The sequence below is a fragment of the Stenotrophomonas sp. Ps181 genome, from assembly GCF_025697425.1.
GTDB lineage: Bacteria > Pseudomonadota > Gammaproteobacteria > Xanthomonadales > Xanthomonadaceae > Stenotrophomonas > Stenotrophomonas sepilia.
In genome coordinates, this window is record NZ_JAHWBI010000007.1 from 59,433 (window position 1) to 80,892 (window position 21,460).

Genomic DNA, 21,460 nt, shown 5'->3' on the forward strand with positions numbered 1-21,460 from the left:
TTGGAAATGCTGGATATCGTACTGGTCGAAGACGATGCCCGCCTGGGAACGATGGTCAGTGACTACCTGCAACGGCATGGCTACCAGGTGGCCCACGAGCGTAGCGGCGAGCGCGCAGTGGCCCGCATCCTGGCCGAGAAGCCAGCCCTGGTGCTGCTCGATGTCGGCCTGCCCGACCAGGATGGTTTCGAAGTGTGTCGGCAGATCCGGCCCCACTATGACGGCATCATCTGCGTGCTGACCGCCCGCACCGACAACATCGACCAGGTTCTGGGACTTGAGCTGGGGGCCGACGACTACATCGGCAAACCGATCGAACCGCGGGTGCTGCTGGCGCGGCTGCGCGCCCACCTGCGCCGCCACCGCCGGGTCGAACCGCGCGACGGCAGCCTGCGCTTCGGCGAGCTGAACATCGACCCGTCCACCCGCAACGTGCACCTGCAGGGCGGCCTGCTGGAGCTGACCACGGCCGAGTTCGACCTGCTGTTCCTGCTGGCCAGCAACGCCGGCCAGATCCTGGACCGCGACGCGCTGCTGCGCGGCCTGCGCGGGATCGCCTTCGACGGCCTGGACCGTTCGATCGATGCCCGCATCTCGCGCCTGCGCCGCAAACTGGGCGACAACCCCGAGCAGCCGGAACGGATCAAGACCGTGCGTGGCCGCGGCTACCTGTTCAGCCGCTCGGCATGGGGATGAAGCGCACGCCCTCGGCGATGCGCGGCCACGCCTTCCACTTCCTGCGCTACGGGATCGGCTTCCTGGTCGCCCACCTGTTGTTGATCGTGCTGGGCCTGTGGGCCTGGGACGCCCTGCTGGAAGACCGCACCGAAGCCGGACTGCAGGCCGAGATGCGCGGCACCCATGCGCTGCTGCAGCATCGCTTCGCCGAAACCCCGCGCGAGCAGTGGCCGGCACTGGCGCGCGAACTCGACGCCGATTTCGCCTACGCGCTGCGCATGGTGCCGCTGGCCGAGGCGGTGAAGGCGCTGCCGGCCAGCCAGCGCCCGCCGTTCAACAACGGCCGCGTACAGATCGACCTGGAGCACATGCGCAGCCTGCAGCGGATCGGCGACAGCGACTACGCGGTGATGCTGGGGCCGCTGGACGAAGCGCTGCCGGACGAGGGCTGGCAGGACAGCGAAGTGTCCGGCGTGGCGATCCTGCTGCTGATCCTGATGGTGGCGGTGGCACTGCCGATGTACGTGATGGTGTACCGGCTGTGGCGCGACGTCTCGCAGCTGGCCCAGGCGGCGCGGCGCATGCGCGACGGCCAGCTGGACACGCGTGCGCCGCGCGCCGGCACCGCACTGGTGCGGCCGCTGGCCAATGCCTTCAACCACATGGCCGAGCAGCTGCAGCAGCTGCTGGAAAGCCAGCGTGTGCTGGCGCAGGCGGTGGCGCACGAAGTGCGCACGCCATTGGCGCGGATGCGTTTCGGCCTGGCCGACCTGGAGGACACCGCGCTCGATGATGGGCAGCGCGATGCACTGGGCGGGCTGCGCACCGACGTCGATCGGCTGCAGCACCTGACCGATGCAGGCGTCGAGTACGCCGCACTGGGCCGCTGCCATCAGCTGACCCGGCAGCGCCTGCAGCTGGCGGCACTGGTGCGCGGCGTGGTCGCCCAGTTCGCACCGCTGCCGATGCCGGTGCAGCAGGCGCTGTCGCCGGTGGGCCTGGTCAACGTCAACCGGCACATGCTGGAGCTGGCACTGCGCAACCTGCTCGGCAATGCACTGCGTTACGCGCGCCGGCAGATCCGCATCGCCAGCACGGTCAATGACGGCTGGCTGTGCCTGCAGGTGGAGGACGACGGCCCCGGCATCGCACCCGAACTGCGCGGCCAGGTACTGCAGCCCTACGTCCGGCTGGACCCGGGCAGTCCCGGCTTCGGCCTCGGCCTGGCGCTGGTGCAGGTGGTGGCCGACAAGCATGGCGGCCACGTCGAAGTGACCGATTCGGCGCTGGGCGGTGCCTGCATCCGCCTGCACCTGCCGCTGGAAAACGGCGGCATCGTCGAATGCGAAGCGGCCTGCTAGGCCGCCGGTTCCGCACGCGGCAAGGCAAACACGAACAGCGCACCACGCTCGCTGTCGCGCAGTTCGATGCGGCGGCCATGCAGCTGCACGATGCGCTGCACGATCAACAGGCCCAATCCGCCGTTCTCGCCGCGCCGCGCGCCCAGCGCGGCCGGTGCCTGGAACAGCTGGGTGCGCAACGCCGGCGCCACCCCGGGGCCGTCATCGGCCACGCTGACCTCCACGCTGTCGGAGGTCGCGCGCAGGCGCACCTCGATCTGTCCACCGTCGGGTGCATGCCGCAGCGCGTTGTCGAGCAGGTTGGTCAACACCCGTTCGACCAGGCCCAGGTCGGCGCGGACCAGCGGCAGGCCGGGGGGGAAGGCCGCGTGCAGCTGCTGGCCACGCGCCTGTGCCGCCAGTTCGAACTTCTGCAGCACGTCCTGCAGCAGCTCCGGTAGTGCGAACACCTCCCACTCCAACCGCACTTCGCCATGCTCCAGCCGCGCCAGTTCGAACAGCGCGCGCGCCAGCCGGCCGACCTTGGCGCTCTGTGCCAGCGCAATGCCGAGATAGCGGCGGCGCTCGTCCGGCGACAGCGTAGCGTCCTTCAGTGCCAGCGTTTCCAGGTAGCCATGCAGCGACGACAGCGGCGTGCGCAGGTCGTGCGAGATGTTGGCGACCAGTTCGCGGCGCTGCAGGTCCTGCTGGCGCAGCTGCTGCCACTGCTCGCCCAGCCGCTGCGCCATCTGCGCGTGCGCGTGTTCGAGGATCACCAGCTCGTCGCGCTCACCGGGGCGCAGCGGCGCCGGCGGCGGCAACGGCGTGGGTGCGTCGATGTCGAAGGCCTGGATGCGCCGGGTCAGCCGCCGCAGCGGACGGGTCACCCAGTAGAACGCCACCAGCCCGGCCAGCAGGCCGAGGCCACCGACCAGCACCACCGACCACAGCGTGGTGTTCCACTGGCTGCCGGCGGCAAGATCGTCGGCCAGCATTTGCCGATGCTCGCCGACCAGCACCACGTACACATAGCCCGCCGGCCGGCCCTGCACGATCAATGGTGCCGCGCTGAACACCTTGCGGCCATTCGCGCTGCGCGGGTCATCGCCGAGGATCGGCAACGGCGCACCGGCCAGCAGGCGGCGCAGCGGCGCCACGTCCACCCGGTTTCGCACCAGGTGCCCACTGGGTGCATCGTGGCCGAGGATGCGACCCTGGTCGTCCAGCAGGTACACCTCGACGCTGGGGTTGACCGCCATCAGCTGGCCGAACAGCGCGCGCACCGCGGCATCGCGCATGCCGCTGGTGTCCATCAGTTCGCTGCGCTGGGCAATGTGTTCGGCCAGGCCCAGCGACAGCCGCTGCACGACTTCCTGCTCGTGGCGGGTGTTGGCACGCATCTGCAGTGCCAGCAGCGCCATGCAGCACATCAGCATCAGCGCGGCGGTCACCACCGCCAGCTTCTGCCACAGGTTCGGCTTGATCATGCCGCCGCCCCGGCCGGGTCGACCAGCTTGTAGCCGCGGCCCCACACCGTCAGCAACCGCCGTGGGTTGGCCGGGTCGGGTTCGATCTTGCTGCGCAGGCGGTTGATGTGGGTGTTGACCGTGTGCTCGTAGCCATCGTGCTGGTAGCCCCAGACCTGGTTGAGCAGTTCCATGCGCGCGAACACCTGGTCCGGGTGACGTGCGAAGAACAGCAGCAGGTCGAACTCGCGCGGGGTCAGCTCCAATGGCTTGCCATCCACCGAGGCGGTGCGCGCGACCGGGTCCAGCTGTAACCCGCCCAGCTCGATCGCACCCGCATCGATGCGCGCGCTCTGTGCCATCGCCTCGGCGCGGCGCAGCAGCGCGCGCACGCGTGCCACCAGTTCCGGCATCGAAAAGGGTTTTGCCAGGTAATCGTCCGCGCCCAGCTCCAGGCCGACGATGCGCTGCGTTTCGCTGCCGCGCGCACTGATGATGATGATCGGCACGTAACGCGCCATCGCGCGTGCACGCTGGCAGACCTGCAGGCCATCCACGCCGGGCAGCATCACGTCCAGCACCAGCGCATCCCAGGGACCTTCCTGCTCGAGCAGGCGCAGGCCGGCATCGCCGCTGGCAGCATGGGCGACGTCGTAGCCCTCATCGCCCAGGTGCATGCGCAGCAGGTCGGCGATGTGGGCATCGTCTTCAACGATCAGCACGCGTTTGGTCGACATCGGCAACTCGGGGCCAGCGGGGGGGCTGGCTGCATTGTGGCGCGGGACGGCCGCCGATACCTCACGAAAAATTGAATCCTGCGTGAGGATTCGTTGACCCGGGCGGGCGCAGCATGGCCCCGTCGCCCCTTCCCGGAGTCCGCCATGTCCCTCTCCCGCCGCCATCTGCTGGGCCTGGGCGGTGTTGCCACCGCCGCCGGCCTGCTCGGCCTGGGGGCCTGCAGCCGCGCCGCCCCGGCCGCCGCCGAAGCGCGTCCGTCGCGACAGTTCGAGGTCATGCACAGCGATGCCGAGTGGCGCCAACGCCTGACCCCGGCGCAGTACGCGGTGCTGCGCCAGCAGGCGACCGAGCGCCCCTACAGCAGCCCGCTCAACAAGGAACACCGGCAGGGCACCTTCGCCTGCGCCGGCTGCGCGCTGCCGCTGTTCTCCTCGTCCACCAAATTCGAGAGCGGCACCGGCTGGCCCAGCTTCTGGGCACCGCTGCACAACGCCATCGGCGAAGACCGCGACGTGACCTTCGGGATGCTGCGGGTGGAGGTGCACTGCCGCCGCTGCGGTGGCCACCTCGGCCACGTGTTCAACGACGGCCCGCGCCCGACCGGGCTGCGCTACTGCATGAACGGTGCGGCGATGGTGTTCGTTCCCGGCGCCACGGATGGCACCGCCGACGGCTGGCGGGTGCCGGTCGGTTCTTCTTCTGTTTCCGGAGCCTGACCATGCTGCTGTTGCTGCTTGCCTACCTGGGGGGCGCGCTGACCCTGCTCAGCCCGTGCATCCTGCCGGTGCTGCCGTTCGTGTTCGCGCGTGCCGACCGTCCGTTCCTGCGCAGCACGCTGCCGCTGCTGCTGGGCATGGCGCTCACCTTCACCGTGGTTGCCAGCCTGGCCGCGGTGGGCAGCCAGTGGGTGGCGCAGGCCAACCAGGTCGGACGCTGGATCGCCCTGCTGCTGATGGCGCTGTTCGCGGTCGCCCTGCTGTGGCCGCGACTGGCCGACCATCTGCTGGCGCCGTTCCAGCGCGTGGGTGCCCGTCTGAGCGCGCGCGCCGATGCCGCTGATGCCGCTGGGCGCGGCGGCGCGTGGACCTCGCTGCTGATCGGCATCGCCACCGGCCTGCTGTGGGCACCGTGTGCAGGTCCGATCCTCGGCCTGGTGTTGACCGGTGCCGCCCTGCATGGTGCCAGCGTGGGGACCAGCACCCTGCTGCTGGCGTATGCGCTGGGCGCGGTCACTGCGCTGGCGCTGGCGGTGTGGGTGGGTGGCCGCGTGTTCCGTGCGCTGCAGGCGCGGCTTGGCCTCGGCGATGTGCTGCGCAAGGGGCTGGGCGTGGCCGCCCTGCTGGCGGTGGTGGCGATCGGCCTGGGCTGGGATACCGGCCTGCTGACCCGTCTTTCCACGGTCAGCACCGCGCGTATCGAGCAGGGCCTGCTGGATGCGGTACCCGGCGCGCAGCCGGCGGCACCGCCGATGATGATGATGGCCGGTGCCAACGCCGCTGCCGATGCACCGCTGCCGGTGGAAGGCACCCTGCCCGCGCTGGACGGGGCCACCGGCTGGCTCAACAGTCCCCCGCTGGCAGCCCAGCAGCTGCGCGGCAAGGTCGTGCTGATCGATTTCTGGACCTACTCCTGCATCAACTGCCTGCGCGCGATGCCGTTCGTGCACGAATGGGAGCGCCGCTACCGCGACCACGGCTTGGTGGTGGTCGGCGTGCACACACCGGAGTTCGCCTTCGAGCGTGACCCGCGCAACGTGATGAAGGCGGTGCAACAGCTGAAGGTCGAGTACCCGGTGGCGCTCGACAACCAGTACACGATCTGGCGCGCGTTCAACAACCGCTACTGGCCGGCGCAGTACTTCGTTGATGCGCAGGGCAACATCCGCGGCCACCAGTTCGGCGAGGGCAATTATGCGCGCTCGGAACAGATGATCCGTCGCCTGCTGACCGAAGCCGGCCAGACGAATCTGCCGCCGCCGGCCGATCCCGCTGCCGCCGAGCTGAAGGGCGTGGCCGTGCAGGCCGACATGGGCAACCTGCGTTCGCCGGAAACCTATCTGGGCCACGCCCGCGCCGAGCAGTTCGCCTCGCCCGGCGGGCAGCGCAGTGATGCCGCGTTCGACTACTCCTTGCCGGCGACTCTGGCGCTGAACCAATGGGGACTGTCGGGGCGCTGGACCGTCACCGATGAAGCCGCACAGCTGCAGCAGGCCGGTGGCCGCATTGCGTTCCAGTTCCATGCGCGCGACCTGCACCTGGTGCTGGCGCCCACCCGCGACGGCTCGCCGGTGCGCTTCCGCGTCTGGTTGGACGGCAAGCCACTTCCCGCCACCGATGCCGGCAGTGATGTCGGCGCCGATGGCAGTGGCGTGGTCGACGAGCATCGCCTGTACCAGCTGGTACGCCAGCGCGGCACGGTCAGCCCGCATCGCTTCGAGATCGAATTCCTCGATGCAGGCGTGCAGGCCTATGCCTTCACCTTCGGTTGAACCGGGAGCACATGATGAAACTCTCCTTTGAACAGGGCATCGCCGCCGGTGTTGCCGGCCTGTTGGCCATGGCATTGATTGCCGGGGTGCTGCTGGTCGATCACGGCGCGGCTGCGGCGCCGGTCGAAGCCAGCGCGCAGATCCAGGCACTGCCGGCCCCCACCGGCGACGCGGCGTTCCGCGATGACGCCACCCACGCCAGCGTGGTGTTTGCCGGCGGTTGCTTCTGGGGCGTGCAGGGCGTGTTCCAGCACGTCAAGGGCGTGAGCAATGCGGTGTCCGGCTATATCGGTGGCAGTGCGGCCAATGCGCGTTATGAGCGCGTCAGCGGTGGCCAGACCGGCCATGCCGAAGCGGTGAAGATCGACTACGACCCGCGCCAGGTCAGCTATGGGCAGCTGATGCAGGTGTTCTTCTCGGTCGCGCACGACCCGACCCAGCTCAACCGCCAGGGTCCGGACCACGGCAGCCAGTATCGCTCGGCGATCTTCAGTGATGACGCCCGCCAGCAGGCCGCCAGCCGTGCCTACATCGCCCAGCTCGGCCAGGCCGGCAGCTACCGCGCACCGATCGTCACCCAGCTGGTCAGCGGCCAGCGCTTCTACCCGGCCGAGAGCTACCACCAGAACTACATGACCAACTACCCGCAGGCCGCCTACATCCGCTACTACGACGCACCGAAGCTGGCGGCCCTGGCCAAGCAGTTCCCAGCGCTGTACCGGCGCGAGGCGGTGCTGGTGCCGATGCGCTGACGACCTGGGTAGTGCCGGCCGCTGGCCGGCAACCGCACCGTTCCGGATCCAGGGATTGCCGGCCAGCGGCCGGCACTACCCAAAAAAGACGCACGGCCATCCAGCCGTGCGTTTGGGAAGTATCGGCCACGCCCCGATCAGGCCCGGCCGACGACGACATGGTAGGCTCGCCATCATCATGGGTACAGCACCAGATGGCGGGATGTTCGATGGATACAGATGACCAGGCCACGATGATCCCTCCGCGCTACCAGCGGCTCTCCGACGAACTGGCCGAGGCCATCCACGGCGGTCGCCTTCCGGTCGGCAGCCGCCTGCCTTCGCTGCGGCAGATGGCGTCGCAGCGCAGGCTCAGCCTCAACACGGTGATCGCGGCCTATCGCCAGCTGGAAGATGCCGGGCTGGTGATTCCGCGGCCGAAGGCGGGCTTCGAAGTCGCGCCGCGGCTGTCGGTGCCGGAGCGTTCGCTGCGCGACACCCCGTCCGCGCCCACCGCGCCGCTGCAGCAGGTGCTGATGGCCCGGGTACTGGAAGCACAGCGCCGCCCGGGTGTGGTCGATCTGGCCTTCGCCGGCCCACGTGGTCGCCAGTTCTATCCCGGCGCGCAGCTGGCCAAGCACACGGCGCAGGTACTGCGCCATGGCCAGCAGACCGTGGAGACCTATGCGAGACCCAACGGCTCCCCCCGGCTGCTGGCGCAGATCGTGCGCCGCAGTCCGCGCATGGGACTGCACACCCACGCCGAGCGACTCCTGCTGACCCATGGTGCGATGGAAGCCCTGCAGCTGGCGTTGCGCGCGGTCACCCAGCCCGGTGACGCGGTGGGCATCGAGGCGCCGTCCTACTTCAACCTGTATCCGTTGCTGGCCAACCTCGGCCTGCAGGCCATCGAGTTGCCCACCCACCCGCAGCACGGACTGGATGTGGATGCACTGGATGCGCTGCTGGAGCACACGCCGTTGGCCGCACTGGTGGTGATGCCGACCGTGCACAACCCGCTCGGCTGCACCATGCCGACCGCCGCCAAACAACGCCTGGCCGAGCTGGTCAACGCACGGCAGCTGCCCCTGATCGAGGATGCGGTGTACGCCGAGCTGCAGTTCTGCGAACCGCCGGCACCCTTGCTGAAAGCCTTCGATCGCGATGGCTGGGTGATGGTGGTCGGTGGCTTCTCAAAGACACTGGCGCCGGATTACCGCATCGGCTGGCTGGATGGCGGCCGCTTCGCAGAGCGCATCGCACTGCTGAAGTTCCAGTCCACCGGCGGCGAGCCGCAGCTGCTCGGCGATGCGGTGGCCGCGTATCTGGAAGCCGGCAGCTACGAGCACCATCTGCATCGCATGCGCCGCCTGTACCGCGAACAGGTGGGACGGCTGCGCCAGCTGGTAGCCGAGCATTTCCCGGCAGGCACCCGCGCCACCGAACCACAGGGCGGATTCCTGCTGTGGCTGGAACTGCCGGGCGTGGACACGCGCGAGCTGTTCGAGCGAGCGCTGCAGGAGGGCATCGTGTTCATGCCCGGCCAGGTCTATTCGCGTGGCGCGCGCTATCGCCACTGCCTGCGGCTGTCGTGCTGCCAGACCCTGGATGCGCGCTTCATCGGCGCGGTGGAACGGCTGGGTGCGATCGCGCGGGAGCTGGCGGCTGCAGCACGGTAGTGCCGGCCGCTGGCCGGCAATTGCACGGACGTGATTCATCGAGGTTGCCGGCCAGCGGCCGGCACTACCCCAGGTCGTCGAGCAGGTGCGCGCTCAGCGCTTCGCCATCCGCTCCCGGCAGATGCGGCAGCCGCCCCCAGCACGGCATCGGCAGGCGCTGCTGCAGCGTGGCGATGTTCTCGTCCTGGCGTTGCATCGCCGGGTCGATGTGGTTGCCGATCCAGCCCAGGCAGTCCACGCCGCTGGCCTGCAGCGACTGCGCAGTCAGCCGCGCATGGTTGACGCAGCCCAGCCGCATGCCCACCACCAGCAGCACCGGCAACTGCAGTGCTCGCACCAGGTCGAGCTGGTCCAGCGTGGCCGAGACCGGCGCCAGCCAACCGCCAACACCCTCCACCACGACGATATCGGCGTTCGCGCGCAGGCGTTCGAACGCGGCCACGATCGGCGCCAGCTCCACCTGCACGCCGTCCTCGGCAGCGGCCAGCTCCGGTGCCAGCGGCTGCCGCAGCGCATAGGGATTCAGGTCGGCATAGTCCGGCACCGGCCAGCTGGCCGACTGCAGCGCCAGCGCGTCCTCGTTGCGCAGGCCCTGCCCCAGATCCTCGCTGCCGCTGGCCACCGGCTTCATGCCCACCGCGCGCAGGCCGCGCCGGCGCAGCGCATGCAGCAGCGCGGTGCTGGCCGCGGTCTTGCCGATCTCCGTATCGGTGCCGGTAACGAACAGGGCGGGCGGCAGCGTAGCGGGCAACGGCATCGATGGGCTCCAACAGGGCAACAGTGCGTGCATTATCGCCGGCCCGGTGCACTTGCTAGACTGCAGGCATGTTCGCCAATGCCTCGCTCACCGGCAGCAAGCCGGAACAATACGCCCAGCTGCTGGAACAGGCCCGTGGCCTGGTCTACGCCGAGTCCGACCGCATCGCCAACGCGGCCAACCTCTCCGCACTGGTCTACCACGCCCTGCCCGACCTGAACTGGGTGGGTTTCTACCTGTACGATGGCAAGGAACTGGTGGTTGGCCCGTTCCAGGGCCTGCCGGCCTGCGTGCGCATCCCGCTGGACAAGGGTGTGTGCGGTGCCGCCGCCAGCCAGCGGGTGACCCAGCGCGTGGACGACGTCGATGCCTTCCCCGGCCACATCGCCTGCGATTCGGCCTCGCGTTCGGAGCTGGTGGTGCCGCTGCTGCGCGGCGATGAACTGATCGGCGTGTTCGATATCGACAGCCCGAAGGTCGGCCGCTTCGACGCCGACGATCAGGCCGGGCTGGAAGCCATCGCCCGCGTGTTCGTCGAGGCGCTGGGATGAGCGCACCGAAGCTGCGCAACATCGGCCCGAAGAGTGCAGCGTGGCTGCGCCAGGTCGGGCTGCGCAGCCGCGAGGACCTGGTCGCGACCGGCGCGGTCGGCGCCTTCGTCAAGGTCAAGCGGGCCGGCTTCAAGCCCAGCCTGAACCTGCTGTACTCGCTGGAAGGCGCATTGCTGGACTGCCACTGGCAGGAACTGAGCGAGCCGCAGCGTGAGGCGCTGGTGCAGGATTACGAAGCACGCATCGCCGCGCACCCGCTGAAGGCGGCCGGCCCGGCGTCGGGTCCGGTGCATGAGCGACGCTTCGATGCCGACGATGACGCGGAAGACAGCGTGACCGAGGATGCGGACGCGGATTGACTGCACCGGTAGTGCCGGCCGCTGGCCGGCAACTGCGTGATCCTTGCAACGTTCCTGAGGCTGCCGGCCAGCGGCCGGCACTACCGGTGGGTTACGGCTGCTGCAGTTCCAGCAGCTCGCCCACCAGCCCGGCTTCGCCCCGCTCCAGCCACACCCGCAGGCGCGTGCCGTGGTCGATGCGCAGGGCCCAGCACAGCGACATCGGCAGGCCGCAGACCTGCGACAACACCATGCGCAGCGGGCCACCATGGCTGACCACCAGCGTCGGCACCGGATCATCATCATCGAGCAGGCGATCCAGCGCGCGCGCGATGCGCCGCTCGAAATGACCCCAGCTCTCGCCGTTCGGCGGCGGGAACGCATGCGGATCGGCGTGGAAGGCCGCCAGTGCATCCTCCGGCAGCTCGAACAGCGACTGCCCGTCCCAATCGCCGAAATCCAGTTCTTCCCATTCCTCGTCCGCTTCCACGTCCAGCCCGCGTGGGGTGGCCAGCGCCATCGCCGTGTGCAGCGCGCGCAACCGCGGTGAGCTGATCACCCGCTCCCAGCGTTGCTCGGCATAGGCCTCGACCAGCTCCTGCGGCAGGCCGGCCAGCTGCGGTGGGTCGCTGCGGCCATCGAGGAACTCATCGCGACCGTTGCCGGCATGGCGGACCAGGTCGAGGATCATGCGTGCGTCCCGGACGGGCGACGCAGGTACAGCGGAGAACGGGCGGACATCGGCAACGGCACCACGGGATCGAGCAACCATTCTAAAGGCACAGCAAAGGCAGCCGCGCAGGCGCGACGCAACGGACCAGCCTGCGATGCCGTAGACTGCGCGCACTTCCAGGTGACCTGCGGCCACGGCCGGCAGGTTGAAACGGGAAGCCGGTGACGCGTGATTCCACGCCAGGCCGGCGCTGCCCCCGCAACGGTAAGCACGTCAGTTCCAGGCAACACCGCCACTGTGCCGCAGGCATGGGAAGGCGCCTGGACGGTGGCCTCGCGCCACCCGGCGGCAAGCCCGGAGACCGGCCCGGAAGCCTCAGGTCGCGATGCGGTGGGCATGGCGCTGGATGACCGCAGCGTGCGCTGCGGCATCGGCGCGTGCCTGCCTTCGCGGCTCCTCCCCTTCGCCACGCGGGCGTGCGTGGCACCTGGAGTCCCCCATGAAGCTGCAGTCCCGAATCTTGTCCCTGGCCGTGCTGGCGGCCCTGCCCGCGCTTGCCCAGGCCGCCGAAGACACCACCGCGCTCGACCAGATCCTGGTCACCGCCACCCGTACCCCTATCGCCCTGCAGGACAGCATCGCACCAGCCCAGGTGATCGACCGCGCGCAGATCGAATCCAGCCAGGCCACCTCGCTGCAGGAACTGCTGCGCGGCCGCGCCGGCATCAACCTGACCAATGCCGGCGGGCTCGGCAAGCAGAGCTCGCTGTTCCTGCGCGGCACCAACTCAGGCCACACGGTGGTGCTGGTCGATGGCGTGCGCATCAACAGTGCCGACCTCGGCCTGGCCATGTACCAGGACCTGCCGTTGGCGCAGATCGAACGCGTGGAGATCGTGCGCGGCCCGCAGTCCAGCCTGTACGGCGCCGACGCCATCGGTGGCGTGATCCAGATCTTCACCCGCCGCAACCAGGGCGATTTTGCTCCGCACTTCCAGCTCGGTGGTGGCAGCAACGGCTTGCGCGAAGCCAGCGGCGGGATCGGCGGCGGGACCGAACGCGGCTGGTTCGGCGCCGACATCGCCTACCAGCATTCCGATGGCATCGATGCCTGCCGCGGCTCGGCAACGCTGTTCACCGGCTGCTTCGCCGACGAACCCGACCGCGACGGCTACCGCAACCTGTCCAAGAGCCTGCGTGGCGGCTACACCTTCAACGACCAGTGGAACGTGGAAGGCAGTGCGCTGCGCGCCGACGGCAAGAACCACTACGACGGCTACTACAACTATTCGGAAACCCGCCAGCAGGTGCTGGCCGGCAAGGTGCGCTACACCCCGTCCGAACGCCTGGCGTTCACCGCCAATGTCGGGCGCAGTGACAACGAGTCGGACAACTTCGGTGACTTCGGTGCCCGTGGCAGCGCTCAGACCCACCGCGACAGTGCCTCGCTGCAGGGTGACTTCGCCTTGGCCGAAGGCCAGCTGCTGAGCACCGGCGTGGACTGGAGCGAAGACAACCTGGATGGCAGCAGCGCGGGCTACCTCGTCGACAGCCGTCGCAACACCGGCGTGTTCGTGCAGTACCAGGGACGCTTCGGCCGCCACCAGCTGCAGGCCAGCGCGCGCAACGACGACAACCAGCAGTTCGGCAACCACGCCACCGGCAGCCTCGGCTGGGCGATGGAGCTCGGCCACGGCCTGCGTGTCAATGCCAGCTACGGCACCGCGTTCAAGGCGCCGACCTTCAGCGACCTGTACGACCCGTGGAGCGGCGTGCCGACGTTGAAGCCGGAGAAGTCCAAGAGTGCCAACCTCGGTGTGTCGCAGCAGGGCCAGGGCTGGCACTGGGGCCTGGACGTCTATGAAACCCGCATCGATGATCTGATCACCTACGATGCGGCGACCTTCCAGATGCAGCAGGTGGAGAAGGCGCGCATCCGCGGTGCCGAACTGACCGGTGGCGTGCTGCTGGCCGGCTTCGACATCAACGCCCAGCTGAGCTACACCGACCCACGCAACCGCACCGGCGGCAGCACCCAGTTCGACAACTGGCTGCCGCGTCGTGCACAGCAGACCGCGCGGCTGGACATCGATCGGCGTTTCGGGGACTTCCGCGCAGGCCTGACCGTGCAGGGCGCGGGCAAGCGCTATGACGATGCCGCCAACGCGGTGAAGGTGGGGGGGTACGGCACGCTGGATCTGCGCGCCGAATACGCGCTGACGCCGTCGTGGTCGCTGCTGGCGCGTGCCGCCAACGTGTTCGACCGCAGGTATGAGACGGTGGCGTGGTTCAACCAGCCCGGCCGCGAGTACCAGCTGAGCGTGCGTTACCAGCCGAAATGACCGCGACGGTCATGGTAGTGCCGGCCGCTGGCCGGCAACATCATGACCCTCGGCAACGTCCTCGGGGTTGCCGGCCAGCGGCCGGCACTACCTGTTGCGTCGGCCGGGTTACCGGCCCGCGGCCAACCCCGGCAACTCACGCAGGTCGTCAATCACCGCCACCGCATGCGCGGTGGCCAGGTCCAGGCCGCGCGGATAGCCGTAGCGCACCAGCGCGATCGGCATGCCCGCATCTTCGGCGGCGCGGTAGTCGGTCAACGAATCACCCACCATCAGGCAGGTATCCACCGCCAGCCCGAAGTGCGCAGCGATGTGCCGCAGCGGCTCACCGCTGGGCTTGCGCTGCGGCAGTGAATCGCCGCCCAGTACCAGCGCGAACGCATCACCAATGCCCAGGTGCTGCAGCAGCGGCGGCACCAGTGCTTCGGGCTTGTTGGTGCAGATCGCCAGCGGAACAGCGCGTGCACGCAGCTGCATCAGCGCTTCGGCCACGCCATCGAACAGGCGCGGGCTGCGCAGCAGGCACTCACGGTAGTGCACCATGAACACCGGCATCACCTCGGCCAGGTCGACTTCACGACCGGCGGCGTGCACCGCCTGTTCGACCAGGCGGCGCACACCGTCGCCGATCCAGCCGAGCACGGTGGCTTCCGGCACGCGCGCCATGCCGATGTCTTCCAGCGTACGGTTCAGCGCCTCGGCGATGTCAGCTGCGCTGTCGACCAGCGTGCCATCGAGATCGAATACGACCAGCGGATAGGGATACGACAAGGGACGACGCCTGTACAACGTGGAGCCGTCCATTGTACGCCGCGCTTTTGCCCCGGGATCCGCCTCAGCCGATCCTGCGTGCGCGGGTGGCCAGGAACGTGGGCAGGTAACGGTCGATCAGGAAGCGTGGCTTCGGCTGCCAGTCTTCCATGAACCGATCAATCACGAAGCCTGCATCCAGCTGCCCGCCGATCAGTTCGGTCAGGCTGTGGCCAAAGGTCAGCGCATCGCCGCGGGTGAGTTTCGCCTCACGCTCTGCGGCGGGCAGGTCTTCCAGGTCCGAATAGGGAATGGCGTACTGCGGTCGGATCAGGCCCTGCGCATCGAGCTGCGGATCGCGCGCACCGACGAACAGCACCGGATTGTAGAAGCTGGCCATCAACATGCCATCGCGCGCCAGCACGCGGCGGCATTCGGTCCACACCGGGCGCACGTCGGGTACGTACAGGTTGGAGATCGGATGGAACACCACATCGAAGCTGTCGTTGGCAAATACGTGCAGGTCGCGCATGTCGCCCTGCACCGTGCGCAGCCGCAGGCCGTCGCGCGCAGCGACCCTGCGGTCCTGTTCCAGCTGCCCGTCGGACAGGTCGAACACGGTGACGTCGGCGCCCGCAGCGGCCAGCACGGGTGCCTGCTGGCCACCGCCCGAAGCCAGGCACAGGATGCGACGGCCACGCACGTCGCCCAGCCAATCCAGCGGCAGCGGGCGTGGGGTCAGGTGCACCTGCCAGCGGCCTTCGCGCGCGGCGGCAATGGTTGAACTTTCCACCGGGCGCGACCATTCGCGCACTTCGCTGGCCTGGCGGTCCCAGGCAGCACGGTTGTGCTCGATCAAGGCCTGTCCATGGTTCATGTGTTCTCCTTGCCCGGTGGGCGCCAATCCAGATCCTGGAAGGCCGGGCTGGCGAAACACTCGGCCAGGTAATCCAGGAATCGCCGCATGATAGCGGGCTGCTGGCGCCGTGACGCGTACACGGCATGAATGCCGAGCTCGTCCAAACTGAATCCGGGCAGCACTTCGATCAGCTCGCCGCTGCGCAGCAGTGGCGCCACCTGGTAGGTCGGCAGCATGGCGATCCCGGCACCGGCGCGTACCGCCTCCAGCAGCAGCGAGGCCTCGTTGGCGCTGATGTTGCCGCCCACCGCCACCGACAGCGAACGGCCATCCCGGTGCAGCTGCCACAGGCTCTTGCCGACGTAGTGGTGGGTCAGGCAGTTGTGCGCGGCCAGGTGCTCCGGTGCGGTCGGCGTGCCACGCGCCTGCAGGTACGACGGCGTCGCGCACAGCACCGAGCGGCAGGTGGCCAGCCGCCGCGCGATCAGGCTGGGGTCGATCTGGCGCGCGATGCGCACGGCCAGGTCCACGCGCTCCTCGATCAGGTTCACCGTGCGGTCGACCAGCAGCAGCTCGATGCGCGCCGCCGGATGGCGCGCGACGAAACCGGCCACCGCCCGTGCCAGGTGGCTCTGCCCGAACGACACGCTGGCGGTCACCCGCAGCGTACCGTGCGGCTCGGGATCATCACTGGCCAGCTCGCCCTGCAGTTCTTCGCCGATCGCCAGCATCTGCCGGAAGCGCGCCAGCGCCGCCTCGCCCGGGCCGGTCAGGCTGACCCGGCGTGTGGTCCGGTGCAGCAGGCGTGCACCCAGCCAGCCCTCGACCTCGGCCAGGTAGCGGCTGACCATCGCCCGCGACATGTCCAGCACTTCCGCCGCGGCGGTGAGGCTGCCGCGCTCGGCCACCTCGACGAACACGGTCATGGCGGTCAATCGGTCCATATGCTCGATCCACGCAACAAACAAGCGCGTTATACGCTGTTTTTCGAGCGACTGCAGCGGCCTAGAGTGGCGCCATTCCCAGCCCACACCGCCCCACGGAGTCCTGCCATGAAGATCGCCCTCGTTGGTTCCACCGGCAACATCGGCCGCCAGATCGCCCGCCACGCGCTGGCCCACGGCCACGAACTCACCCTCATCGTGCGCAGCGCGCAGGACCTCCCGGCCGAGCTGGCCGGTGCCCATCCGGTGATCGCCTCGCTGGATGACCAGGACGCGCTGGTTGCCGCCATCGCCGGCCACGACGTGCTCGCCAGTGCCTACGGCCCGCGCCCGGGCGATGACATCGGCCGCGTCGGCGAGGTCGCCGCGCAGCTGGCGGCCGCCGCACGCAAGGCCGGCGTGCCGCGCCTGGTAGTGGTCGGCGGTGCCGGCAGCCTGGAAGTCGCACCCGGCGTGCAGCTGGTCGATACCCCCACCTTCCCGGAGGCGTACAAGCCGTACGCGCTGGCCCATCGTGAAGCCTTCAATCGCCTGCAGGCAGTGGACGACCTGGACTGGACCTTCTTCTCGCCAGCCGCCGAAATCGGCCCGGGCGAAGAACGCGGCCGGTACCGCGTGCAACCCAGGGCCTTCCTGGCCGACGCCAGCGGCCACAGCCGCATCAGCTATGCCGACTACGGCGCCGCGTTCGTCGCCGAGCTGGAAGCGCACGCGTACCCGAAGCAGATCATCACCGCAGCGTATTGATCCACGCACGTCCCATGTAGAGCCAAGCCCGCGCTCGGCTCTACGCGAACATGCAGCCGGGCATTGGCCCGGCTCTAGACAAGGAATTCCCATGCGTACCGCTGCCCTGCTGCTTCCCCTCGCCCTGGCCGCCACTTTCACCAGTGCGCCGCTGCTGGCCGCACCGGCCACCGCGGCGCCGACCACCGCGACGAAATCACAACTGCACCTGCAGACCTTCCATCCCGGCCCGCAGGCGATGTTCCCGGTGTCCTCGGTGCTGATCGAAGGCCGCCATGACGCGATCCTGGTCAACGCGCAGTTCGGCGCCAGCGACGCGCGCAAGCTGGTCGAACTGATCCGCGCCAGTGGCAAGCAGCTGACCACGATCTACATCAGCCACGGCGATCCGGACTACTACTTCGGCCTGGCCACCCTGCAGGATGCCTTCCCGCAGGCACGCATCGTCGCCACTGCGCAGACCGTCGCCCACATCCAGCAGACCCAGGCCGGCAAGCTGGCCTACTGGGGACCGAAGATGGGTGCCGACGTGCCCGCGCGCGTCGTGGTGCCGCAGGTGCTGGATGGCGATGCCCTGCAGCTGGAAGGCCAGCGCCTGCCGTTGATCGGCCTGGATGGCCCGACCCCGGACCGCACGGTGCTGTGGGTACCGTCGCTGCGCGCGATCGTCGGCGGCATTCCGGTGGTGGCCGGTGAGCACGTGTGGATGGCCGACACGCAGACGCCGAAGTCGCACACTGACTGGCTGCAGACCCTGCAGCGACTGCAGGCATTGAAGCCGAAGGTGGTGGTGCCCGGGCACTACGCGCCGGGTGCCGCACTGGATGCCAGTGCGCTGCGCTTTACTGCGGACTACATCCGCGCGTTCGATATCGAAGCGGCAAAGGCGAAGGACAGTACGGCGCTGGTGCAGGCAATGCAGGCGCGCTACCCGAAGCTGGATGGCGTCGCATCGCTGGAGCTGAGCGCGAAGGTGGTCAAGGGCGAGATGCAGTGGCCATGAGGTAGGGAGTTTTCTTTTGCAGGGCTGCGCCCTGCACCTGCAGAGGCAACAGCAACAGCCGAAGCAACAGCAAAAGCAACAGCTGGCTATCCGTGGGAGGGCGAGGTGGGTCCGGTTGCGGGGGACGCCGTGAATCCGTCCATGGAGGCTCGGTCGCGCCATCCATAGCGCTCACGCCCCCGCAACCGGACCCACCCCGCCTTGGACAGATCTCGGCAATCTGCCGGGGTCGGATCCCGTTGCTGCGCAACGGGCTCTGACCCCGCCTTTGCCGATCAGAGGGATGTGGACTCGTTCGGTCCGTGCTCGAACAATTCCCCCTGCACCACGGCCTCCTTTTCGCGGAACCCACCCAGCCCGACCCCGACCAGCCGATAGCGCGTCTCCGCCGGCAGGTCGACGCGGGCGCGCAGGGCCAGTGCTATGTCGCGCAGTTCTTCCATCGACTCCGGCGGACGTTCCGGGGTGAAGCTGCGGGTGAGGATGCGGAACTGCGCGGTCTTCAACTTCAGCACCACGGTATGGCCGACACGTTCGGTCTTGCGCGTGGCCTTCCAGGTCTTCTCCGCCAGTTGCACGATCGCCTCGCCCAGGTCTTCCAGCAGCAGGTCCTCGGCGAAGGTATCCTCCGAGGAAATCGACTGCACCTGCTGGTCCGGTTCCACCGGCCGCTCGTCGATGCCGCGCGCCCGGTTGTACAGGCTGCGCCCGAAACTGCCGAACGCCTCTTCCAGATCGGTCAATGCCCATTGCCGCAGATCGCCGCAGGTGACGATGCCGCGCGCGGCCAGCTTGCCCTCCATCACCTTGCCGACGCCGGGCACCCGGTTCACTGGCAACGGCTGCAGGAACGCGTCCACCCGCTGCGGCGGAATCACGAACTGGCCATCCGGCTTGCGCCAGTCCGAGGCGATCTTGGCCAGGAACTTGTTCGGCGCGATCCCGGCTGAAGCAGTCAGGTTCGTTTCCTCGCGGATCTGCATGCGGATGGTACGGGCGATGTCGGTAGCCAGTTCGATGCCGCTCTTCGGCTCGGTCACGTCCAGGTAGGCTTCGTCCAGCGACAACGGTTCAACCAGGTCGGTGTGGCGCAGGAAGATCTCGCGCACCTGGCGTGACACCGCCTTGTAACGTGCGAAGTCGGGCGGTACGAAAATCGCGTCCGGGCACAGGCGCTCGGCGCGCACCGCGGGCATCGCCGAACGCACGCCGAACATGCGTGCCTCGTACGATGCCGCGCACACCACCGAGCGTGCGCCGCGCCATGCCACAACCACCGGCTTGCCGCGCAGTGACGGATCGTCGCGTTGCTCCACCGACGCGTAGAACGCGTCCATGTCAACGTGGATGATCTTGCGCAGTCGGGTCATGTCAGGCGGGAAAGGCGGGGGCGAGGCGGGCAGGCCACACGCCGAAGTATGGTCGTTGCACATCAACAGGATGCGCGTATTCCCTTGAAAACACTACGGTTGCGTACGGTTGAAATGTTTGATCGGGACAGTTTCCACGGGCATCCTCGAGAACTTGTTTTCCCGTTTCCCCGCTTCCAGGATTGTGTTTCATGACCCGTCTCCACGCGTTCAACCGCGATCAGCTGCTGGCCAGCGCACGCGGTGAACTGTTCGGCACCGCCGCCGGCCGTTTGCCCAACGATCCGATGCTGATGTTCGACCGCATCACCGATATCCACGAGGATGGCGGGCCGCACGGCAAGGGCATGGTACGCGCCGAACTGGATATCCGCCCGGACCTGTGGTTCTTCGGCTGCCACTTCATCGGCGACCCGGTGATGCCCGGCTGCCTCGGCCTGGATGCCATGTGGCAGCTGACCGGCTTCTTCCTGACCTGGCTGGGCGCTCCCGGCAAGGGCCGTGCACTGGGCTGCGGCGAGGTGAAGTTCACCGGCCAGGTACTGCCGGACGCCAAGCTCGTACGCTACGAGATCGACATCAGCCGGGTCATCAACCGCAAGCTGGTGATGGCGCAGTCGGACGCCCGCATGTACGTGGATGACCGCGAAATCTACAGCGCGCGCGACCTGCGCGTCGGCCTGTTCACTGAAACCGGGAGCTTCTGATGCGTCGTGTTGTCATCACCGGCATGGGCATCACCTCCTGCCTCGGCAATGATCTGGATACCGTTTCGGCCGCGCTGCGCGAAGGGCGCTCGGGCATCACCGCCCTGGCCGACCACGCCGAAGCGGGCCTGCGCAGCCAGGTCGGCGGCCGCGTCGACCTCGACCTGGACGCCCTGATCGACCGCAAGCAGAAGCGCTTCATGAGCGACGCGGCGGCCTTCGCCTACCTGGCCATGCGCGATGCCATCGCCGATGCCGGGCTCAGCCCCGAGCAGGTCAGCAGCCTGCGTACCGGCCTGATCGCCGGTTCCGGTGGCGGCTCCAGCGAATGGCAGATCGGTGCCGTCGACCTGCTGCGCGAACGTGGCGTGCGCAAGGTCGGCCCGTACATGGTGCCGCGCACGATGTGCTCGACGGTCTCGGCCTGCCTGGCCACGGCCTACCAGATCAAGGGCGTCAGCTACTCGCTGTCGGCTGCCTGCGCGACCTCGGCGCATTGCATCGGCGCCGCTGCGGACATGATCCGGCACGGTGCGCAGGACATCATGTTCGCCGGTGGCGGTGAAGACCTGCACTGGTCGATGAGTGTGATGTTCGACGCGATGGGTGCCCTGTCGACCAGCTTCAACGATACCCCGGCCAGCGCCTCGCGCCCGTACGACAAGGACCGCGACGGCTTCGTCATCGCCGGTGGTGGCGGCATGCTGGTGCTGGAGGATTACGACCACGCCGTCGCACGCGGTGCTCACATCCATGCCGAACTGATCGGCTATGGCGTCACCTCCGACGGTGCCGACATGGTCGCGCCATCCGGTGAAGGTGCGGTGCGCTGCATGAAGATGGCGCTGCAGGGTGTCGATCGCCCGCTGGACTACCTGAACACCCACGGCACCTCGACCCCGCTGGGCGACGTCACCGAGCTCAACGCGATCCGCGAAGTGTTCGGCGATGCGGTGCCGCCGCTGTCTTCGACCAAGGCGTTGTCCGGGCACTCGCTCGGTGCAGCCAGCGTGCACGAGGCGATCTACTGCCTGCTGATGATGCGCGATGGCTTCGTTGCCGGTTCGGCCAACATCGGCGAGCTGGACCCGAAGGTGGAGAGCTTCCCGATCCTGCGCGAGAGCCGCGAGCAGAAACTGGATACGGTGATGTCCAACAGCTTCGGCTTCGGTGGCACCAACGCTGCGCTGGTGTTCGGGCGGGTGTGAGGGGACAGGTATGCCGACCAACAGTCGGCACCCACCCACGGATGTAGAGCCGAGCCCTGCTCGGCTCAGTGCCAACCAAGGTTGACACCCAC

General features: G+C 68.5%; 21 protein-coding genes and 1 riboswitch. Of the genes, 13 read left to right on the plus strand and 8 right to left on the minus strand.

The genetic code is table 11. The features are described 5' to 3' along the window. Positions 1–6 precede the first annotated feature (6 nt). Both KXV01_RS16425 and KXV01_RS16430 read left to right on the plus strand, forming a co-directional pair. Positions 7–696 carry a winged helix-turn-helix domain-containing protein gene (locus KXV01_RS16425; RefSeq protein ID WP_010484092.1) on the plus strand — a complete coding sequence of 230 codons (690 nt, stop codon included), beginning with the start codon at positions 7–9 and terminating at the stop codon, positions 694–696. Further along, on the plus strand, positions 693–2,039 hold the full coding sequence (locus tag KXV01_RS16430; RefSeq protein WP_049440093.1) for an ATP-binding protein: 1,347 nt from the start codon (positions 693–695) through the stop codon (positions 2,037–2,039). Before KXV01_RS16425 ends, KXV01_RS16430 begins: the two co-directional genes overlap by 4 nt. Here the strand turns inward: KXV01_RS16430 and KXV01_RS16435 are convergent. Then, positions 2,036–3,505: a HAMP domain-containing sensor histidine kinase gene (locus KXV01_RS16435; protein WP_049414822.1), complete on the minus strand. Its 1,470-nt coding sequence runs from the start codon at positions 3,503–3,505 to the stop codon at positions 2,036–2,038. The genes KXV01_RS16430 and KXV01_RS16435 overlap by 4 nt on opposite strands. Then, positions 3,502–4,221: a response regulator transcription factor gene (locus tag KXV01_RS16440; RefSeq protein WP_111097235.1), complete on the minus strand. Its 720-nt coding sequence runs from the start codon at positions 4,219–4,221 to the stop codon at positions 3,502–3,504. The genes KXV01_RS16435 and KXV01_RS16440 overlap by 4 nt, the downstream gene beginning before the upstream one ends. Before the next feature lie 144 nt (positions 4,222–4,365). Between KXV01_RS16440 and msrB the strand changes: the two genes are divergently transcribed. From msrB to KXV01_RS16460, 4 genes are all read left to right on the plus strand, one after another. Next, the gene (gene msrB / locus KXV01_RS16445) at positions 4,366–4,938 is read left to right on the plus strand and encodes a peptide-methionine (R)-S-oxide reductase MsrB (protein WP_049414827.1); all 573 of its coding nucleotides are present in this window, start codon (positions 4,366–4,368) and stop codon (positions 4,936–4,938) included. 2 nt (positions 4,939–4,940) lie between these two features. After that, complete coding sequence (locus KXV01_RS16450) at positions 4,941–6,710, plus strand: cytochrome c biogenesis protein DipZ (RefSeq protein WP_263467942.1); 1,770 nt, start codon at positions 4,941–4,943, stop codon at positions 6,708–6,710. A 14-nt stretch (positions 6,711–6,724) separates the two neighbouring features. Further along, the gene (gene msrA / locus KXV01_RS16455) at positions 6,725–7,462 is read left to right on the plus strand and encodes a peptide-methionine (S)-S-oxide reductase MsrA (RefSeq protein ID WP_263467943.1); all 738 of its coding nucleotides are present in this window, start codon (positions 6,725–6,727) and stop codon (positions 7,460–7,462) included. A gap of 209 nt (positions 7,463–7,671) precedes the next feature. Further along, positions 7,672–9,120, plus strand: coding sequence for a PLP-dependent aminotransferase family protein (locus tag KXV01_RS16460; RefSeq protein ID WP_263467944.1), 1,449 nt, complete (start codon positions 7,672–7,674; stop codon positions 9,118–9,120). A gap of 64 nt (positions 9,121–9,184) precedes the next feature. Here KXV01_RS16460 and bioD read toward each other — a convergent pair whose 3' ends face one another. Beyond that, positions 9,185–9,877 (minus strand): dethiobiotin synthase, encoded by a 693-nt coding sequence (bioD, locus tag KXV01_RS16465; protein WP_263467945.1) that lies wholly within the window; start codon positions 9,875–9,877, stop codon positions 9,185–9,187. Positions 9,878–9,945: 68 nt separating this feature from the next. On the opposite strand from bioD, the gene KXV01_RS16470 reads away from it, so the two are divergent. Both KXV01_RS16470 and KXV01_RS16475 read left to right on the plus strand, forming a co-directional pair. Beyond that, the gene (locus KXV01_RS16470) at positions 9,946–10,428 is read left to right on the plus strand and encodes a GAF domain-containing protein (RefSeq protein ID WP_004140850.1); all 483 of its coding nucleotides are present in this window, start codon (positions 9,946–9,948) and stop codon (positions 10,426–10,428) included. Next, on the plus strand, positions 10,425–10,787 hold the full coding sequence (locus KXV01_RS16475) for a TfoX/Sxy family protein (RefSeq protein WP_099495399.1): 363 nt from the start codon (positions 10,425–10,427) through the stop codon (positions 10,785–10,787). The genes KXV01_RS16470 and KXV01_RS16475 overlap by 4 nt, the downstream gene beginning before the upstream one ends. A 91-nt stretch (positions 10,788–10,878) precedes the next feature. Here KXV01_RS16475 and KXV01_RS16480 read toward each other — a convergent pair whose 3' ends face one another. Further along, positions 10,879–11,457, minus strand: coding sequence for a histidine phosphatase family protein (locus KXV01_RS16480; protein WP_099495398.1), 579 nt, complete (start codon positions 11,455–11,457; stop codon positions 10,879–10,881). 143 nt (positions 11,458–11,600) lie between these two features. After that, positions 11,601–11,824: riboswitch (cobalamin riboswitch) on the plus strand. Positions 11,825–11,938: 114 nt separating this feature from the next. On the opposite strand from KXV01_RS16480, the gene btuB reads away from it, so the two are divergent. Further along, complete coding sequence (gene btuB, locus KXV01_RS16485; protein WP_049414833.1) at positions 11,939–13,780, plus strand: TonB-dependent vitamin B12 receptor; 1,842 nt, start codon at positions 11,939–11,941, stop codon at positions 13,778–13,780. A 108-nt stretch (positions 13,781–13,888) separates the two neighbouring features. Here btuB and gph read toward each other — a convergent pair whose 3' ends face one another. The 3 genes from gph to KXV01_RS16500 all read right to left on the minus strand — a co-directional run bounded on the left by gph (position 13,889) and on the right by KXV01_RS16500 (position 16,333). Next, a complete protein-coding gene (gph, locus tag KXV01_RS16490) occupies positions 13,889–14,551 on the minus strand; it encodes a phosphoglycolate phosphatase (protein WP_099495397.1) in 663 nt (220 codons plus the stop codon). A gap of 64 nt (positions 14,552–14,615) precedes the next feature. Further along, positions 14,616–15,407, minus strand: a complete 792-nt coding sequence (locus KXV01_RS16495) for a class I SAM-dependent methyltransferase (RefSeq protein ID WP_099486332.1) — start codon at positions 15,405–15,407, stop codon at positions 14,616–14,618. Next, complete coding sequence (locus KXV01_RS16500) at positions 15,404–16,333, minus strand: LysR family transcriptional regulator (protein ID WP_049414839.1); 930 nt, start codon at positions 16,331–16,333, stop codon at positions 15,404–15,406. The genes KXV01_RS16495 and KXV01_RS16500 overlap by 4 nt, the downstream gene beginning before the upstream one ends. Positions 16,334–16,441: 108 nt before the next feature. On the opposite strand from KXV01_RS16500, the gene KXV01_RS16505 reads away from it, so the two are divergent. Further along, on the plus strand, positions 16,442–17,080 hold the full coding sequence (locus KXV01_RS16505; RefSeq protein ID WP_099495396.1) for an NAD(P)H-binding protein: 639 nt from the start codon (positions 16,442–16,444) through the stop codon (positions 17,078–17,080). A gap of 91 nt (positions 17,081–17,171) precedes the next feature. Beyond that, positions 17,172–18,083: an MBL fold metallo-hydrolase gene (locus tag KXV01_RS16510; RefSeq protein WP_099495395.1), complete on the plus strand. Its 912-nt coding sequence runs from the start codon at positions 17,172–17,174 to the stop codon at positions 18,081–18,083. Positions 18,084–18,358: 275 nt separating this feature from the next. Here KXV01_RS16510 and dinB read toward each other — a convergent pair whose 3' ends face one another. After that, positions 18,359–19,453, minus strand: coding sequence for a DNA polymerase IV (gene dinB, locus KXV01_RS16515; RefSeq protein ID WP_099495394.1), 1,095 nt, complete (start codon positions 19,451–19,453; stop codon positions 18,359–18,361). A gap of 191 nt (positions 19,454–19,644) precedes the next feature. On the opposite strand from dinB, the gene fabA reads away from it, so the two are divergent. Both fabA and fabB read left to right on the plus strand, forming a co-directional pair. Next, positions 19,645–20,160, plus strand: coding sequence for a 3-hydroxyacyl-[acyl-carrier-protein] dehydratase FabA (gene fabA, locus KXV01_RS16520; RefSeq protein ID WP_049412752.1), 516 nt, complete (start codon positions 19,645–19,647; stop codon positions 20,158–20,160). Next, positions 20,160–21,368: a beta-ketoacyl-ACP synthase I gene (fabB, locus tag KXV01_RS16525; RefSeq protein WP_049412751.1), complete on the plus strand. Its 1,209-nt coding sequence runs from the start codon at positions 20,160–20,162 to the stop codon at positions 21,366–21,368. The genes fabA and fabB overlap by 1 nt, the downstream gene beginning before the upstream one ends. Positions 21,369–21,460: the final 92 nt, after the last annotated feature.